This window comes from Streptomyces sp. CB02009 (assembly GCF_001905825.1).
GTDB lineage: Bacteria > Actinomycetota > Actinomycetes > Streptomycetales > Streptomycetaceae > Streptomyces.
The window spans coordinates 24396-39854 of record NZ_LIVV01000004.1; the positions used below are offsets into that span (position 1 = coordinate 24396).

Sequence of the window (15459 nt, forward strand, 5' to 3'; positions counted from 1 at the left end):
GCCGCATCCCCCCACCCGCAGAGAGACCCGAAGGGCACGCACGATGGCCGAGACCCATGTCCTGTTCGTCGAGGACGACGACGTCATCCGTGAAGCCACCCAGCTCGCCCTCGAGCGGGACGGCTTCCGGGTCACGGCCATGCCCGACGGACTCTCCGGCCTCGACGCCTTCCGGGCCCAGCGGCCGGACATCGCCCTGCTCGACGTGATGCTGCCGGGCATGGACGGGGTCAGCCTCTGCCGCCGCATCCGCGACGAGTCGACGGTGCCGGTGATCATGCTGTCGGCGCGCGCCGACTCGATCGACGTCGTCCTCGGTCTGGAGGCCGGGGCCGACGACTACGTCACCAAGCCCTTCGACGGCGCGGTGCTCATGGCCCGGATCCGGGCCGTCCTCCGCCGCTTCGGACACGCGGGCGGTCCCGGCGCCGGTGAGCGCGGGGAGGACGGGCCGGACGACGGCGGCCTCCTCGCCTTCGGCGATCTGGAGGTCGACACCGACGGCATGGAGGTCCGCAAGGGCGGGGCCCCGGTCGCGCTGACGCCGACCGAGATGCGGCTGCTGCTGGAGTTCTCGTCGGCGCCGGGCACCGTGCTGTCCCGCGACAAGCTCCTGGAGCGGGTCTGGGACTACGGCTGGGGCGGCGACACCCGGGTCGTGGACGTCCACGTCCAGCGGCTGCGGGCCAAGATCGGCCAGGACAGGATCGAGACGGTCCGCGGCTTCGGCTACAAGCTCAAGAGCTAGGGCGGCATGATCCACACGACACCCTCCGAGACGGGCACGTACCGGTGAAGCCGTTCCCCCTCCGCACCGGCGTCCGCTGGAAGATCGCCGTGGCCATCGCGGCGGTCGGTGCGCTGATCGCGGTCACCCTGAGCATCGTCGTGCACAACGCCGCCCGGATCTCGATGCTCGACAACGCGCGCGAGGTGCAGATGGAGCGGCTGCTCTTCGCGCAGCGGATGTACGAGACGTCGAAGCCGAAGGAACCGCGCTTCGGCACCAAGATCAACGATCCGTCCCTGCCCGGCCAGCTCGACCAGCTGATGCGGGACAAGCGGCGCGGCACCTTCGTGCAGGAGCACCGGCACGGCGGGCCGCCCGACGTGTGGGCGGCGGTGCCGCTCGCCAACGGCGACGTGCTCTCGCTGCACATCCCGTTCGCCGACCGCAGCGCGACGATCATGAACGATCTGGACCGCGCCCTGGTCATCGGCTCGGTCTCGGTGGTCTTCGGCGGCTGCGCCCTCGGCGTGCTCATCGGCGGCCAGCTCTCGCGGCGGCTGCGGAAGGCCGCCGTCGCAGCCGGCCGGGTCGCCCAGGGGAACACCGACGTCCGGGTCAGGGAGGCCGTCGGCGGGGTCGTACGGGACGAGACCGACGACCTGGCGTGGGCGGTCGACGCCCTCACCGACGCCCTCAACGAGCGGATCGAGGCCGAGCGGCGGGTCACCGCGGACATCGCACACGAACTGCGCACCCCGGTGACCGGGCTGCTCACGGCGGCCGAGCTGCTGCCGCCGGGGCGTCCGACCGAGCTGGTACGGGACCGGGCGCAGGCGATGCGGACGCTGGTCGAGGACGTCCTCGAGGTGGCCAGGCTCGACAGCGCCTCGGAGCGGGCGGAGCTCCAGGAGATCGCGCTCGGGGAGTTCGTGGAGCGGCGGGTGCGGGCGCTCGATCCCGAGGTGCTCGTCCGGGTCGTCCACGACTCCTGGGTGAACACCGACCCGCGGCGCCTGGAGCGCGTCCTCGGCAATCTCCTGGCCAACGCCGCCAAGCACGGCAAGCCGCCGGTGGAGGTCACCGTCGAGGGCCGGGTCGTCCGGGTCCGCGACCACGGTCCCGGTTTCCCCGAGGCGCTGCTCAGGGACGGCCCGAGCCGGTTCCGCACGGGCACGAGCGACCGCGCGGGCCAGGGCCACGGCCTGGGCCTGACGATCGCGTCCGGCCAGGCGCGGGTCCTGGGCGCGCGGCTGACCTTCCGGAACGTGGCCTCCGAGGCGGCGCCGAACGGGGTGGGCGGGGCGATCGCGGTGCTGTGGCTGCCGGACCACGCGCCGACGAGCACGGGCAGCTTCCCGATCCTGCGGCCGTCCGACTGAGCGGCACGCGCGCGGGGCTGCGGTGCGCGTGTGCCGGCGGTGGGCTGCGGCGGGGGTACGACGGCGGGTGCAGGACGACGGCGGGTGTACGACGGCAGGGGTACGACGACGGCGGGCGTACGACGGCGCGCATACGGCGGTGGGGCCGGTCCCGAGTCAGGACCGGCCCCACCGCCGTACGCGCACGCGCACCTCTCACGAGGTGATGATCAGACCGTCTCGGCGACCTTCACCTTGTCGTCGCCCTCGGCGGCCTTCGGGGCCGCCGCAGGGCCGGCGCCGCGGAGCGCCACCTCCTTGACGAAGAAGGCGAGGGCCAGGCCGAGGACGGAGACCGCGGCGGCGACCAGGAAGGCGCCGTGCGTGCCCGTCGAGACCGCGTGCTGGTAGGCCTCGCGGAGCGCCTCCGGCAGCTTGGCCAGGCTGGCCGCGTCGAGCTGGGCCGTCCGCTCGGTGAGGCCGGATCCGCCGCGCGCCGCCATCTCGTCCTGGACGCGGCTCGTGAAGAGCGCGCCCATGATCGCGACGCCGAAGGAGGAGCCGAGCGTCCGGAAGAGGGTCGTGGACGACGAGGCGACGCCCATGTCCTTCATCTCGACGCTGTTCTGGGCGACCAGCATGGTGATCTGCATCAGGAAGCCCATGCCGGCGCCGAGGACCGCCATGTAGACGCCGGAGACCAGCCGCGAGGTGTCCGTGTCCATCGTGGAGAGCAGGAAGAGACCGACGGTCATGAGCGCGCCGCCCACGATCGGGAAGATCTTGTACTTGCCGGTGCTGGTGGTGAAGCGGCCGACGACCAGCGAGATGACCATCATCGACAGCAGCATCGGCAGGAGCAGCAGGCCGGAGTTGGTCGCCGAGGCGCCCTGGACGGACTGCTGGAAGATCGGCAGGTAGAGGACCGCGCCGAACATCACGAAGCCGGTGATGAAGCCGATCAGGGACATCAGCGTGAAGTTGCGGCTGCGGAAGATGTGCAGCGGCATGATCGGGTCGCTCGCGCGGGTCTCCACCCGGAGGAAGGCGGCGAGCGAGAGCGCTCCGCCGACCGCGAGGCCGACGATGGTGGCCGAGCCCCAGGCGTACTCCGTACCGCCCCAGGTGGTGACCAGGACGATGGCGGTGATGCCGACGGTCAGCAGCGCGGCGCCGAGGAAGTCGATCCGGGTGCCGGTGGCGCGCTTCTTCTTCGGCAGGTGCAGAACGGTGGTGACCATGGCCAGGGCGACGGCGCCCAGCGGCAGGTTGATGTAGAAGGACCAGCGCCAGCCCCAGTGGTCGGTGATGGTGCCGCCGACCAGCGGTCCGCCGATCATGGCGAGGGCCATCACGCCGGCCATCATGCCCTGGTACTTCCCGCGCTCGCGGGGCGGGATGAGGTCGCCGATGATCGCCATCACGCCGACCATGAGACCGCCGGCGCCGAGGCCCTGGATCGTCCGGAAGCCGATGAGCTGGCCCATGTCCTGGGCCATGCCGCTGAGCGCCGAACCGATCAGGAAGATCACGATCGAGGTGAGGAAGACGCCCTTGCGGCCGAACATGTCGCCGACCTTGCCCCAGAGGGGGGTCGAGGCGGCGGTGGCCAGGGTGTAGGCGGTGACGACCCAGGAGAGGTGCTCCAGGCCGCCGAGCTCGCCGACGATGGTCGGCATCGCGGTGCCGATGATCATGTTGTCCAGCATCGCGAGGAGCATCGCGATCATCAGGGCGAGCAGGACGACGCGGACGCTGCGTGGCTGCGGTTCCATCTCCCCCTGCGCCGGTGTCGCTGTTGCTTGCGTCGTCATGTTCTTCCCTTACTTGCCGCCCGGCTAGTTACTACACTGGGGACGGTAGACCTGTAACTTGCCGGTCGTCAAGTAAGTTCTTTGGAAAGTGGAGGGCAGTCATGGCCCGAGGCAACACCCGCCAGCGCATCCAGGACGTGGCCCTCGATCTCTTCGCCGAGCAGGGCTACGAGAAGACCTCCCTGCGCGAGATCGCGGAACGCCTCGACGTCACGAAGGCGGCGCTCTACTACCACTTCAAGACCAAGGAAGACATCCTCGTCGGGATCTTCGAGGACCTGACCCGGCCCATGGACGAGCTGATCGCCTGGGCCGAGGAGCAGCCCCGGACCCTGGAGACCCGGCAGGAGGTGCTGCGCCGCTACCAGGTGGCCCTGCGCGCCGCGGCCCCGCTCTTCCGCTTCATGCAGGAGAACCAGGCGACGGTCCGCGAGCTGAGCGTCGGCCTCACCTTCAAGGAGCGGATGCTCGCGCTGACCGCGCTGATCCAGGAGCCGGACTTCGCGACGGTGGACCAGGTGCGCTGCGTCAGCGCGATCTTCACGCTGCACGCCGGCACGTTCTTCATGCAGAACATCGAGGGCGACCCCGAGGAGAAGCACAGGGCCACCCTCGAGGTCGCCCTCGATCTCCTCAATCAGGCCCACCGGGCCTCATGAGGTCTGCTGTTCTCGCTGCTCAGCCTGTCCGTACGGCTCAGATGGAGACGCCGTGGGACCGCAGGAAGGCGGCCGGGTTCACGGCGGAGCCGTAGTTCGGGGTCGTGCGGATCTCGAAGTGCAGGTGGGGGCCGGAGGAGTTGCCGGTGTTGCCCGAGAGGGCGATCTGCTGACCGACGAGGACCTTCTGGCCGATGTGCACCTTGATCTTCGACAGGTGGGCGTACTGCGAGTACGTGCCGTTGGCGTGCTTGACGACGATCGCGTTGCCGTACGCGGGGCCGTCGCCGCCGCCGTTCGGGCCGGCCTTCACGACGGTGCCGGAGCCGGCGACCTTGACCGGGGTGCCGACCGGAACGGCGAAGTCCTGGCCGGAGTGCTTGTGGGCCCACATGGCGCCGCCCTGGTTGTAGCTGGCGCTCAGCGTGTATCCGGCGACCGGCTTGACCCAGGACGCGGCCTTCTTGGCGGCGACGGGCTTCACGGTGACGGCCTTCTTGACCGCGGCCTGCTTGACGGCCGTGGCCTTCGCGGCGGCGGCCTTCACCTGGGCGGCCACGTGCGCCTGGGCGTCGGCCTGGGCGGCGACGGCGGCGGACGCGGTGAGCGCGACCGGGGCGGTGACGGCCTTGCCCTCGGCGGCGAAGGCGGACCCAGCTCCGGTCACCATCGTCGCTCCCAGGCCGGCGGCGGCAAGAGCGACGACGGTGACACGGGCGGCGGGGTTCATGCGCTTCGACATACGGGGGAAACCTCCGGGAAGTACGGGACCCGACGCGAACGGTGCGCTGCGTCGGGCTTGCTCATCCTTGGTAACCCGGACCCCCATCCAGCCCAAAACACCCCATCTACGACATCAGGTCGTAGCGATCTCCGGGGAAGTTCAGCTCTTGACGGCCCGCCGAGCCGCCTTCGAAATCGGACATACCGGCACAAGAGAACCGGTTTATCTGCATGTCACGGGGCACCGGAACCGCGCAAAACGCCGTCCGGCGTCCGGTTCGGGACCCTCGGGGACCAAGGTCCCGACGGTTCAGCCCTGAACGTCCCGAATCGGCACCAAAGGTCGCCACTATTCCGGTTAGTACCCCTCGAAACCCCTGTGCGCCTTGTCACCAGGCACCGGCCGCCAATGGGACCTGGGTCACGCGACCGAGCCGTCCGGAAGGCCGTCCCGCACTACGCCGACGGCTTCGGGGACCCACGGGGGGACACACAGGGAACCGGCACTCATCGACACACGCCCAGCCTCGGCCGCGATCGACCCGATCCTGAAGAAACTGCTGGTCAGCGAGGGTCCGGGGGCGGGCCTCACCGAGGAAAACCGCATATGAGCTGACCGCCCCGCCCCTCCCCCGCTACGTTCACCGTCATGACCGACATCGAGCTCGCCGACGCCATCGAGTCCGTACGCGATCAACTCGTCGAGGCGGCCGGCCGCGCCACCGGCAAGCCCGTCGCCTTCGAGGTGGGCGACATCGAAATGGAGTTCACGATCGAGCTCCGCAAGGAGGTGAAGGGCGGGGCCAAGGTCAAGGCCTGGGTCGTCGAGGCCGGGGCCGACGCCTCCCGCGCCCGGGGCGACACCCATCGCGTCTCCTTCACCCTCAAGCCGCGGAACGCCACGACGAACGGGCCCTGGCTCGTCGGCGACGACGAAGCGGGCGACACCTCCGCGTTCGGCGACACCTCCGCGTCGGCCGACACCTCCGCGTTCCCCGACGCCTCCGGCCAGGGATCCGGGCCCGGCTCCGCCGGCGGGCCCGCGCGTTGACCATGCCCCTGCCGAGCCCCTCCGTACGCCTCCCCGTCGTCGTCCACTCCGAGCAGCACGGACAGCAGGGCAGCGGTGTCCTGCTCACCGCCGACACCGTCCTCACCTGCGCGCACGTGCTGGGCAACGCCTATACGGCCTGGGTGGCCGTACCCGGCCGCGCCGAGCGCGTCCTCTGCCAGGTGATCTGGTCGGACCAGCGGCTCGACGCCGCGCTCCTCGAGGCTCCGGAGAGCCTGGTCCTGCCTCGCGGCAACCAGTACCGGGCCAGGATCAGCCTCCTCGCCACCGACCGGCCCGTGCCCGACTGCGAGATCCTCGGCTACCCGCGGGTGCAGCGGTACGGCAACGGGCGCGTCGAGAGCGACCAGTACCGGGGCACGCTCCTCCCCCTCGCCGGACTCGTCCGGCGCACGATGGTCGTCGAGCTCGACGCGCCCCCGGCCACCGAACCCACCGACGGGAGCTCGCCCCTCGCCGGCCTCTCGGGCGGCCCCGTCGTCGCGGGCGACGGGCTGCTCGGCATCGTCCGCGAGATCCCGCGCGGCCGGGGCCACCGACGGGTCGAGTGCGTGCCCCTGCGCGCCATCGCCGCCGACGCCGACTTCCTCGTCGCCTTCACCCAGGCCACCGGCCGGGGCTTCCCCTCACTCACCGCCCTCACCCGGCACAGCTCGGCCGACTCCCCGTACGAGCAGGAGTACGGGGAGGCCGTCGGCGCCGCCTACCGCCGCACGCGGGTCTTCGGCCTCGACGAGCTCGGCAGGCGCGCGGCCGAGTGGGACCTGCACACCGCGTACCTGTCCCTGGAGGCCGCGTCGAAGGACCTGGACACGGCGCCCGTCCCCCGCCGCGTCGACGAGCTCCTGGCCTCCCGTCCCCGCGTCCTCCTCCGCGGTGACGCGGGCGCCGGCAAGACCACCCTGGTCTGGTGGCTCGCCGCCCATGCCGCCGCCGGCACGCTCGGTCCGCAGCTCGCCGAGCTGAACGGCCTCGTCCCCCTGGTCGTCCCGCTCCGGGCGCTCCGGGGCCGGGGTTCCCGGTTCCCCTCGCCGGCCGAGCTCTCCGGAGCGGCGGGCCTGATGGTCGACTCCCCGCCCGAAGGCTGGGCCGGCCGGGTCCTGTCCGGCGGACGGGCACTGCTGCTGGTCGACGGCCTCGACGAGGTACCCCACGAGGACCGGGAGGCGGCACACGCCTGGCTCTCGGGGCTCCTCGCCCGCTTCCCCCGGACACGCTGCGTGGCGACCGTACGGCCGCTCGCCGTGGAGCCCGAGTGGCTGGCCGGCGACGGCTTCGAGGAGCTGACCCTGCTGCCCATGCGCGACCAGGACATCCAGGCCTTCGTCACCGCCTGGCACGACGCCGCACGCCTCGACGGCGAGGACTCCGAGTCGCTGACCGGACTCGAACAGGATCTGCTCCAGCAGTTCCGGCACAACCCGACGCTCTCCGACCTGGCCCGCACCCCGCTCCTCTGCGCGGTCATCTGCGCGCTCCACCGATTACGGGACGGCTTCCTGCCGGAGACCCGCTGGGCGCTGTACGACTCGGCCCTGCAGATGCTCCTCGGCGCCCGCGACGACCGGCGCCGTATCGACGCTCCCGACGGCATCCGGATGTCGGTGGAGGAGCACCGGCAGCTCCTGCAGCGGCTGGCGGCCTGGCTGGTCCGGGGCGGCCAGACCGAGTTCACCCGGGAGCAGGCGCTGCACCGGCTGAACCGCGCTCTGCCGGGGATGCCGCAGGTCGCCGCACAGGGGACCCCCGAAGAGATCCTCACGCATCTGCTCAACCGCAGCGGCTTGCTCCAGGAGCGGACGGACGACGTCTTCCAGTTCGCACACCGCACGTTCCAGGACTTCCTCGCCGCGAAGGAGTTCGTGGAGGACGACCTCGTGGTGGAGCTCCTGGGCCATGCGCGGGAAGAGCAGTGGCACGACGTCCTGCTGCTCGCGGCCGGCCACTGCTCGCGCCGCGAGCTTCCCGCCCTCGTCGAGGGTCTGCTCACGGCGGCGGGCTCGACCACGTCGGACCGGGACCTGCGCACCACGCTGTACGTCCTCGCGGCGCTGTGCGCCCAGCACGCGGCGTGGCTGTCCGAACCCGTTCGCGACCGCGTCAGGGACGGGGTGGCATCGGTGCTGCCGCCCCGGAGCCCGGAACAGGTGTCCGAGCTGGCCCGGCTCGGCCCCTACGTCCTGCCGCTGCTGCCCGGCCCCCACCCCGACGGCCGGTTCGACGAGCACGTGATCGAGGTGATCTGCGCGGTCGGAGGTGCGGAGGCCGTCCCGTACGCCCGCGGTTTCGTCGCTTCGCAGTTCGCCTACCGGCTGGCCTTCCGCTGGCGCTCCTTCCCTCTCGCGGACTACGCCCGCGAGGTCCTGGCCCGCCTCGATTTCGCCACGACCCCTCTGCCCGTCTCGACCCGGGCCGAACTCGCCCACCTGGAGCTGCTCGGCCGCGTCGCGCACGTGGGCTTCTTCGGGGACTTCACCGGCGAGGAACTCGCCCGGGCCGTCGACTGTGTGCGTCCCGACCGGGTCGAGATCTTCAGCAGCACCGTCCTGGACGGGGTGGAGTGGCTCCGGGACTGCGCCGTGAGGCCACGGAGCCTCACCGTCAAGGACTGCCCCGGCGTGACCAGTCTGCTCCCGCTCACCGAGCTGGAGGGCCTCGAGGTCATCCAGCTCCAGGAACTGGTCCTGAGGCCCGCCGACGTGCACGCCCTCGTCGCCATGCCGGGGCTGCGGATCCTCAGCCTCCCCGCCGTCCCGAACGGCCGGCCCGACGCGCTCGACCTGGTGACCCTGCGGGCGTCGCGGCCCGACCTCGACCTGCGGACCCTCTGAGGAACGCATGAAAGGGGCGGCCCCGGAACCGTTCAGGTTCCGGGGCCGCCCCCTACCGCTCAGTCGCGCGGAACGCCTACGCGTCCTTCGACAGGTTCGGGCCCGTGCCGCCCGTCGCCTCGATCGGCGGGGCGTCCGGCAGAGCCGTCTTCTCCTCGCCGCGGAAGGTGAAGGTGCGCTCGTCGCCCTCGCCCTCCGTGTCCACGACCACGATGTGACCGGGGCGCAGCTCGCCGAAGAGGATCTTCTCCGAGAGCGAGTCCTCGATCTCGCGCTGGATCGTCCGGCGCAGCGGCCGGGCGCCCATCACGGGGTCGTAGCCCTTCTTGGCGAGCAGCTCCTTCGCGGACTGGGAGAGCTCGATGCCCATGTCCCGGTCCTTGAGGCGCTCGTCGACGCGGCCGATCATCAGGTCGACGATCTGGAGGATGTCCTCCTGCGTCAGCTGCGGGAAGACGATGATGTCGTCCACACGGTTGAGGAACTCCGGGCGGAAGTGCTGCTTCAGCTCGTCGCTGACCTTGGCCTTCATCCGCTCGTAGTTGGACTTCGTGTCGCCCTGGGCGGCGAAGCCCAGGTTGAAGCCCTTCGAGATGTCCCTGGTCCCGAGGTTGGTCGTCATGATGATGACCGTGTTCTTGAAGTCCACGACCCGGCCCTGGGAGTCGGTCAGGCGACCGTCCTCCAGGATCTGGAGAAGGGAATTGAAGATATCGGGGTGGGCCTTCTCGACCTCGTCGAAGAGGACGACGGAGAACGGCTTGCGGCGCACCTTCTCGGTGAGCTGGCCGCCCTCTTCGTAGCCGACGTATCCGGGCGGCGAACCGAAGAGACGGGAAACCGTGTGCTTCTCGCTGAACTCCGACATGTCGAGGGAGATCATCGCGTCCTCGTCGCCGAAGAGGAATTCGGCGAGCGCCTTCGAAAGCTCGGTCTTACCGACACCGGACGGACCGGCGAAGATGAACGAGCCACCGGGGCGCTTCGGGTCCTTCAGACCGGCACGCGTACGGCGGATGGCCCGCGAGAGGCCGATGACGGCGTCCTTCTGCCCGATGACGCGCTTGTGGAGCTCGTCCTCCATGCGGAGCAGGCGGCTGGACTCCTCCTCGGTCAGCTTGAAGACCGGGATGCCCGTGGCGGTCGCGAGGACCTCGGCGATCAGATCGCCGTCGACCTCGGCCACGACGTCCATGTCGCCGGCCTTCCACTCCTTCTCGCGCTTGGCCTTCGCGGCGAGGAGCTGCTTCTCCTTGTCGCGGAGCGAGGCGGCCTTCTCGAAGTCCTGCGAGTCGATCGCGGACTCCTTGTCGCGGCGGACGCCGGCGATCTTCTCGTCGAACTCGCGGAGGTCCGGCGGCGCGGTCATCCGGCGGATGCGCATCCGGGAGCCGGCCTCGTCGATCAGGTCGATCGCCTTGTCCGGGAGGAAGCGGTCCGAGATGTACCGGTCGGCCAGGGTCGCGGCCTGGACGAGGGCCTCGTCGGTGATGGAGACCCGGTGGTGGGCCTCGTACCGGTCGCGCAGACCCTTGAGGATCTCGATGGTGTGCGGCAGCGACGGCTCGGCGACCTGGATGGGCTGGAAGCGGCGCTCGAGGGCCGCGTCCTTCTCCAGGTACTTCCGGTACTCGTCCAGGGTGGTCGCACCGATGGTCTGGAGCTCACCGCGGGCCAGCATCGGCTTGAGGATGCTGGCGGCGTCGATCGCGCCCTCGGCGGCACCCGCACCCACGAGGGTGTGGAGCTCGTCGATGAACAGGATGATGTCGCCGCGGGTGCGGATCTCCTTGAGGACCTTCTTCAGGCGCTCCTCGAAGTCACCGCGGTAGCGGGAGCCGGCGACCAGCGCGCCGAGGTCGAGGGTGTAGAGGTGCTTGTCCTTGAGGGTCTCGGGCACCTCGCCCTTGACGATGGCCTGCGCCAGGCCCTCGACGACGGCGGTCTTGCCGACGCCGGGCTCGCCGATGAGGACCGGGTTGTTCTTGGTGCGGCGGGACAGCACCTGCATGACCCGCTCGATCTCCTTCTCGCGCCCGATGACCGGGTCGAGCTTGGATTCGCGGGCCGCCTGGGTGAGGTTGCGGCCGAACTGGTCGAGGACCAGGGACGTCGAGGGGGTGCCCTCGGCAGGACCGCCGGCCGTGGCGGCTTCCTTGCCCTGGTAGCCGGAGAGCAGCTGGATGACCTGCTGCCGCACCCGGTTGAGGTCGGCGCCCAGCTTCACGAGGACCTGGGCGGCGACGCCCTCGCCCTCGCGGATCAGGCCGAGCAGGATGTGCTCGGTGCCGATGTAGTTGTGGCCGAGCTGGAGGGCCTCACGGAGCGAGAGCTCCAGGACCTTCTTGGCGCGAGGGGTGAAGGGGATGTGCCCGGACGGGGCCTGCTGGCCCTGGCCGATGATCTCCTCCACCTGCTGGCGGACCGCCTCGAGCGAAATCCCGAGGCTCTCCAGGGCCTTAGCGGCGACACCCTCACCCTCGTGGATAAGGCCCAGAAGGATGTGCTCGGTGCCGATGTAGTTGTGGTTGAGCATCCGGGCTTCTTCCTGAGCCAGGACGACAACCCGCCGCGCGCGGTCGGTGAACCTCTCGAACATCGTTAATCGCTCCTCAGAGCGGTCAGTCAGTTAGGGGTCGATCCCCTCCCTGTCCTTCCGCAGCTTAGTCCCGCAAGCGGGGACCGCTCATTCCAACTGCCGACATCCGTCCGGATCACCCCCTCTTCCGCGGGGAGACCTGCTGCCGAACAGCCGACAAATGCTCCAACCCGATGGTGCGAGACGATGTTCCCGCAGGCCAAGTAGTTACCCGCGCCATCAGTACGCCGATGGCGAACGTGAGACGCCGAAGCCAGCGAGTCGCCCCTCTCCACTAGGAATGTCTTACCCGTAAGGACGGACAGTCCATGCGGCGCACCCCGGTTCCCTCCGCTACCAGCGAACACCCTTGCGCTGCCGAATGCACTCGTACGCCCCATCCCGGACACCTTGCGCGTTCGGAGGGGGACCGTGCGTCACCGGGAAGGGGGGTTCGGGCCGCCGCCGCACCCTCTCGGGCGTAACCGACGCACCCCTCCGGGAGTTCCCCGGGCATGCCCTTCACCGTCCCGCTTCCCCGCACGCCCGCCGACGGCGGTCTCGCACGGTGGTACGAGCACGAGCTCGGCTGGGCGACCGTGGCGGGGCCGCCGGTGCAGCTGGTCACCGGAGTGCGCTTCGACGTCCTGGAGCTGCCCGCGACGGCCGGCCGCGTCGTCCTGCGCAGGATGGGCCCGGCGACGGGACCGGTGGCCCTGCTGGGGCGCCGCATGCGGCTGCTCGTGGCCGCGGGGAGCGCGGAGGAGCTTCCGGGACTGCTCGACTGGCTCGAATGGGGCGGGATCTCGCTGGACCTCGCCGCGCTGGGCACCGACGGCCGGATGACCGCGCCCCTCCCCCCGGGGCGGAGCGGATCCGGCGCGCCGGGCGCCGCCGTGTGGCTGCGGGCCCCGGCACCGGGCCGCGAGGTCGAGTCCTCGCTGCCGGCGCTGCGGTCCGCGCCCTGGGGTGAGGGGACCGCCCCGTGCTTGGTGCGTCTCGTGGCCGCCGCCGCAGCGGAGTGCCACCGGGTGCGGCTGCTGAGTGCCCGGGCCCGGGGGCCGGTGGCTCAGCAGCTGCCGCCTCAGCGGTTCGCGTCCTCGTAGGCAGCCTTGATGTCGGCGGGAACGCGACCGCGGTCGTTCACGTTCATGCCGTTCTCCTTGGCCCACGCGCGGATCTTCGCGGTGTCCTGGCTGCCCGTCGCCACGGCGCGGCCCTTGCCGCGTCCACCGGTGGTACGGCCACCGGTACGACGGCCACTCGTGGTGTACGGCTCGAGCAGGCCACGGAGCTTTTCCGCGTTGGCGGTGGTGAGGTCGATCTCGTAGGTCTTGCCGTCCAGCGCGAACGTCACGGTCTCGTCCGCCTCGACGCCGTCGAGGTCGTCGACAAGAAGGACCTGAACCTTCTGTGCCACCGGATTTCCTTTCATCGAAAATGCAGTACGCGGAAAGGAAACCGCTTTTCCCGGAAAAACACAAACCCCTGGCAGAGGTTCAGAACCTCGGCAACGCGGGAAACGTGCGCGATTCGGACATAGGGTTCCGCCGGGGTTCCCCGCGGGGTTCCCTCCGGCGTTCCGCGGCGTTCCTCGTCACAGGTGCAGAAGCATCCGGCTGTTGCCCAAGGTGTTCGGCTTCACTCGTTCGAGACCGAGGAACTCGGCGACTCCCTCGTCATAGGAACGGAGGAGCTCGCTGTAGACATCTCCGTCGACCGGGGTCTCACCGATCTCGACGAAGCCGTGCTTCGCGAAGAAGTCGACTTCGAAGGTCAGGCAGAATACCCGCCGCACCCCGAGCCATCGGGCGGTGTGCAACAACTTGTCCAGCACCTGATGTCCTACGCCGGCGCCCTTGAAGTCGGCATCGACGGCGAGAGTGCGGACTTCCGCGAGGTCTTCCCACATCACATGGAGAGCGCCGCAGCCGACGACGGTGGCGTCCTCGTCGCGTTCCGCCACCCAGAACTCCTGGATGGACTCGTAAAGGGTGACGGTCGCCTTGTCGAGCAGGATCCCGCGCTGGACGAAGGGATCGACGAGACGGCGGACCGCGGCGACATCTCCGGTACGCGCCCTGCGTACGGTGACGGCTTTGGCGGAGGCCGCGGAGGCGGCCGGGGAAGCGGACGGCGACATGGGGGGACGCTATCGCCCCCGGGGCGCGGTTATCGCTCCTGGTCCCCGGTTCCCGCGGTTCCTCCGCCCGTCCCGGTTCCCTCTTCGGGCGCGGCGGGGGCGGGAGCGGGAAGCGGGTTGTCGCGCTGGACGATACGGATGGCGTCGTTCAGGGCCTCTCGCTGGTCCTGCGACATCATCCCGAAGAAGGCGACGAGGGCGGCGGCCGGGTTGTCGCTCTGGGCCCATCCCTCGTTCATCAGCGCGGCCGCGTATGCGGCGCGGGTGGAGACCGCCGTATATCGATAGGCGCGGCCTTCGACTTCTCTGCGGACCCAGCCCTTCTGATGGAGATTGTCCATGACGGTCATGACGGTGGTGTAGGCGATGGACCGTTCCTGCTGAAGGTCCTCGAGAACTTCCCGGACGGTCACCGGGCGGTTCCATTGCCAGACGCGCGTCATGACGGCGTCTTCGAGCTCTCCCAAAGGACGGGGCACAACGTCACTTTAGTGCGCAAAGAGTCGATAACAGGCGATTGAAGGAAGGAAACGCAACAAAAAGGACGTACGACCTCGAAGGGTCGTACGTCCCGGGTGCCGCGGCGGTCCGTGCGGGCGGTCAGTCCTTGTCGGACGACTGGCGCACGGCCTCGGCGCGGGCGATCGCGGCGTCCACGATCGCGTCCTCCTTGGCCTTGTTCGGCCCGCCCTGGCTCTTGATGATGATGGCCACGATGCCGAAGAAGAACACGGCCATCACGACGGGGGGCACGAGCGCGGATACGTAGTCCATGGCGACCAGACTAGCTATCCGGCGACCCGCTCCTCCGGCGGGGGCGGCGGTACGGGCCTCCGGCGCGGCGGGAAGACCTCGGACGGCTTGGGCACCGGGCGCTCGGCCGGGGGCGGCGTCGGCGTCGGCTTGGGCTTGTCGGCCGCGGCGCGCCCGCCGGGGAGCGCGAGCAGCCGGGCCCGGGAGACCGAGGTGGCGGCCGCGGGGGTGGCGGTGGCCTGGGAGACCCGGGCCAGGCGCGCGCGCACCGAGCGCTCGGCGAGGATCTGGCAGCGGGCGAGCAGCGCGGCGGCCGCGGGGTTGCGGCGCAGCGCGCGCAGGGCGGCGAGGTCGTCGGCCGCGGGGTCGTACCCGGCGGCGAGGGCGTCCTGGAGGAGCTCCAGATAGCCGCTGAGCGACCCGGGCAGCGCCTCGCGGTAGCGGGCCAGGTCGTCGAGGAGGAAGGCGCGCAGTCGGCCGGCCTCACGTACGGCCTCGTCCACGGATTCGGCCAGGAGCAGCGCGTCCTGGACGTCCTCGTCCTGGAGGGGGGCGGGGTGGAGGGCGACGGCGAGGGCACGGCGGAGCACACGCAGCTCGTCCGCGCTGAACGCCATGCCGCCGCGGGATCCGTATGGCGTGGGCATGGGCCGACGATACGCGCTAATCGGACAATTTCCCCTTAGCGATCATCCCGGCGCGCCGATGTCGCCCGGGCGCGCCAGGGGCCGGCGGCCAGGGCCAGGGCCGGGGGCCAAGCCCTGGCCGGGGCCGGGACCGGGCGCCGGTCAGAGCCGG

The 15459-nt window shown here is 70.6% G+C and carries 14 protein-coding genes; 6 read left to right on the forward strand and 8 right to left on the reverse strand.

The window, feature by feature from the left end; translation table 11 throughout:
* Positions 1-43: 43 nt before the first annotated feature.
* Entirely contained in the window at positions 44-748 is a 705-nt protein-coding gene (gene cseB, locus AMK27_RS16370) for a two-component system response regulator CseB (RefSeq protein ID WP_073907810.1), read from the forward strand.
* Between the two features lie 44 nt (positions 749-792).
* Entirely contained in the window at positions 793-2109 is a 1317-nt protein-coding gene (cseC, locus tag AMK27_RS16375) for a two-component system sensor histidine kinase CseC (protein WP_073907813.1), read from the forward strand.
* 209 nt (positions 2110-2318) lie between these two features.
* Here cseC and AMK27_RS16380 read toward each other — a convergent pair whose 3' ends face one another.
* Positions 2319-3902 carry an MDR family MFS transporter gene (locus AMK27_RS16380; RefSeq protein WP_073907816.1) on the reverse strand — a complete coding sequence of 528 codons (1584 nt, stop codon included), beginning with the start codon at positions 3900-3902 and terminating at the stop codon, positions 2319-2321.
* Positions 3903-4003: 101 nt separating this feature from the next.
* On the opposite strand from AMK27_RS16380, the gene AMK27_RS16385 reads away from it, so the two are divergent.
* On the forward strand, positions 4004-4561 hold the full coding sequence (locus tag AMK27_RS16385) for a TetR/AcrR family transcriptional regulator (RefSeq protein ID WP_073907819.1): 558 nt from the start codon (positions 4004-4006) through the stop codon (positions 4559-4561).
* Positions 4562-4598: 37 nt separating this feature from the next.
* Here the strand turns inward: AMK27_RS16385 and AMK27_RS16390 are convergent, their stop codons facing one another.
* On the reverse strand, positions 4599-5303 hold the full coding sequence (locus AMK27_RS16390; protein ID WP_073907822.1) for a M23 family metallopeptidase: 705 nt from the start codon (positions 5301-5303) through the stop codon (positions 4599-4601).
* A 630-nt stretch (positions 5304-5933) separates the two neighbouring features.
* Between AMK27_RS16390 and AMK27_RS16395 the strand changes: the two genes are divergently transcribed.
* Together AMK27_RS16395 and AMK27_RS16400 are read left to right on the forward strand one after the other, a co-directional pair.
* Positions 5934-6335 carry a trypco2 family protein gene (locus AMK27_RS16395; protein ID WP_073907825.1) on the forward strand — a complete coding sequence of 134 codons (402 nt, stop codon included), beginning with the start codon at positions 5934-5936 and terminating at the stop codon, positions 6333-6335.
* A gap of 2 nt (positions 6336-6337) precedes the next feature.
* A complete protein-coding gene (locus AMK27_RS16400; protein ID WP_073907828.1) occupies positions 6338-9187 on the forward strand; it encodes an NACHT domain-containing protein in 2850 nt (949 codons plus the stop codon).
* Positions 9188-9263: 76 nt separating this feature from the next.
* Here AMK27_RS16400 and AMK27_RS16405 read toward each other — a convergent pair whose 3' ends face one another.
* Positions 9264-11786: an ATP-dependent Clp protease ATP-binding subunit gene (locus AMK27_RS16405; RefSeq protein ID WP_030324202.1), complete on the reverse strand. Its 2523-nt coding sequence runs from the start codon at positions 11784-11786 to the stop codon at positions 9264-9266.
* Positions 11787-12280: 494 nt separating this feature from the next.
* Here AMK27_RS16405 and AMK27_RS16415 point away from each other — a divergent pair, with 494 nt between their 5' ends.
* Positions 12281-12871, forward strand: coding sequence for an SCO3374 family protein (locus tag AMK27_RS16415; protein ID WP_073907831.1), 591 nt, complete (start codon positions 12281-12283; stop codon positions 12869-12871).
* On the opposite strand, the gene AMK27_RS16420 is transcribed toward AMK27_RS16415, so the two are convergent.
* The 5 genes from AMK27_RS16420 to AMK27_RS16435 all read right to left on the reverse strand — a co-directional run bounded on the left by AMK27_RS16420 (position 12850) and on the right by AMK27_RS16435 (position 15278).
* On the reverse strand, positions 12850-13185 hold the full coding sequence (locus AMK27_RS16420; protein WP_030324199.1) for a histone-like nucleoid-structuring protein Lsr2: 336 nt from the start codon (positions 13183-13185) through the stop codon (positions 12850-12852). The two genes, AMK27_RS16415 and AMK27_RS16420, sit on opposite strands and share 22 nt — an antisense overlap.
* Positions 13186-13362: 177 nt before the next feature.
* A complete protein-coding gene (locus tag AMK27_RS16425) occupies positions 13363-13908 on the reverse strand; it encodes an amino-acid N-acetyltransferase (RefSeq protein ID WP_073907834.1) in 546 nt (181 codons plus the stop codon).
* Between the two features lie 29 nt (positions 13909-13937).
* Positions 13938-14387, reverse strand: a complete 450-nt coding sequence (locus tag AMK27_RS16430; RefSeq protein WP_073907837.1) for a BlaI/MecI/CopY family transcriptional regulator — start codon at positions 14385-14387, stop codon at positions 13938-13940.
* A gap of 121 nt (positions 14388-14508) precedes the next feature.
* A complete protein-coding gene (locus AMK27_RS43045) occupies positions 14509-14682 on the reverse strand; it encodes a hypothetical protein (protein WP_198955885.1) in 174 nt (57 codons plus the stop codon).
* A 14-nt stretch (positions 14683-14696) separates the two neighbouring features.
* The gene (locus AMK27_RS16435) at positions 14697-15278 is read right to left on the reverse strand and encodes a hypothetical protein (RefSeq protein ID WP_198955901.1); all 582 of its coding nucleotides are present in this window, start codon (positions 15276-15278) and stop codon (positions 14697-14699) included.
* Between the last annotated feature and the right edge of the window lie 181 nt (positions 15279-15459).

Bases quoted from the DNA above. Each gene is read 5' to 3' on its own strand.
- cseB (WP_073907810.1), top strand. From the start codon at position 44: ATGGCCGAGACCCATGTCCTGTTCGTCGAGGACGACGACGTCATCCGT.
- AMK27_RS16380 (WP_073907816.1), bottom strand. From the start codon at position 3,902: ATGACGACGCAAGCAACAGCGACACCGGCGCAGGGGGAGATGGAACCG.
- AMK27_RS16385 (WP_073907819.1), top strand. From the start codon at position 4,004: ATGGCCCGAGGCAACACCCGCCAGCGCATCCAGGACGTGGCCCTCGAT.
- AMK27_RS16390 (WP_073907822.1), bottom strand. From the start codon at position 5,303: ATGTCGAAGCGCATGAACCCCGCCGCCCGTGTCACCGTCGTCGCTCTT.
- AMK27_RS16395 (WP_073907825.1), top strand. From the start codon at position 5,934: ATGACCGACATCGAGCTCGCCGACGCCATCGAGTCCGTACGCGATCAA.
- AMK27_RS16400 (WP_073907828.1), top strand. From the start codon at position 6,338: ATGCCCCTGCCGAGCCCCTCCGTACGCCTCCCCGTCGTCGTCCACTCC.
- AMK27_RS16405 (WP_030324202.1), bottom strand. From the start codon at position 11,786: ATGTTCGAGAGGTTCACCGACCGCGCGCGGCGGGTTGTCGTCCTGGCT.
- AMK27_RS16415 (WP_073907831.1), top strand. From the start codon at position 12,281: ATGCCCTTCACCGTCCCGCTTCCCCGCACGCCCGCCGACGGCGGTCTC.
- AMK27_RS16425 (WP_073907834.1), bottom strand. From the start codon at position 13,908: ATGTCGCCGTCCGCTTCCCCGGCCGCCTCCGCGGCCTCCGCCAAAGCC.
- AMK27_RS43045 (WP_198955885.1), bottom strand. From the start codon at position 14,682: ATGGACTACGTATCCGCGCTCGTGCCCCCCGTCGTGATGGCCGTGTTC.
- AMK27_RS16435 (WP_198955901.1), bottom strand. From the start codon at position 15,278: ATGGCGTTCAGCGCGGACGAGCTGCGTGTGCTCCGCCGTGCCCTCGCC.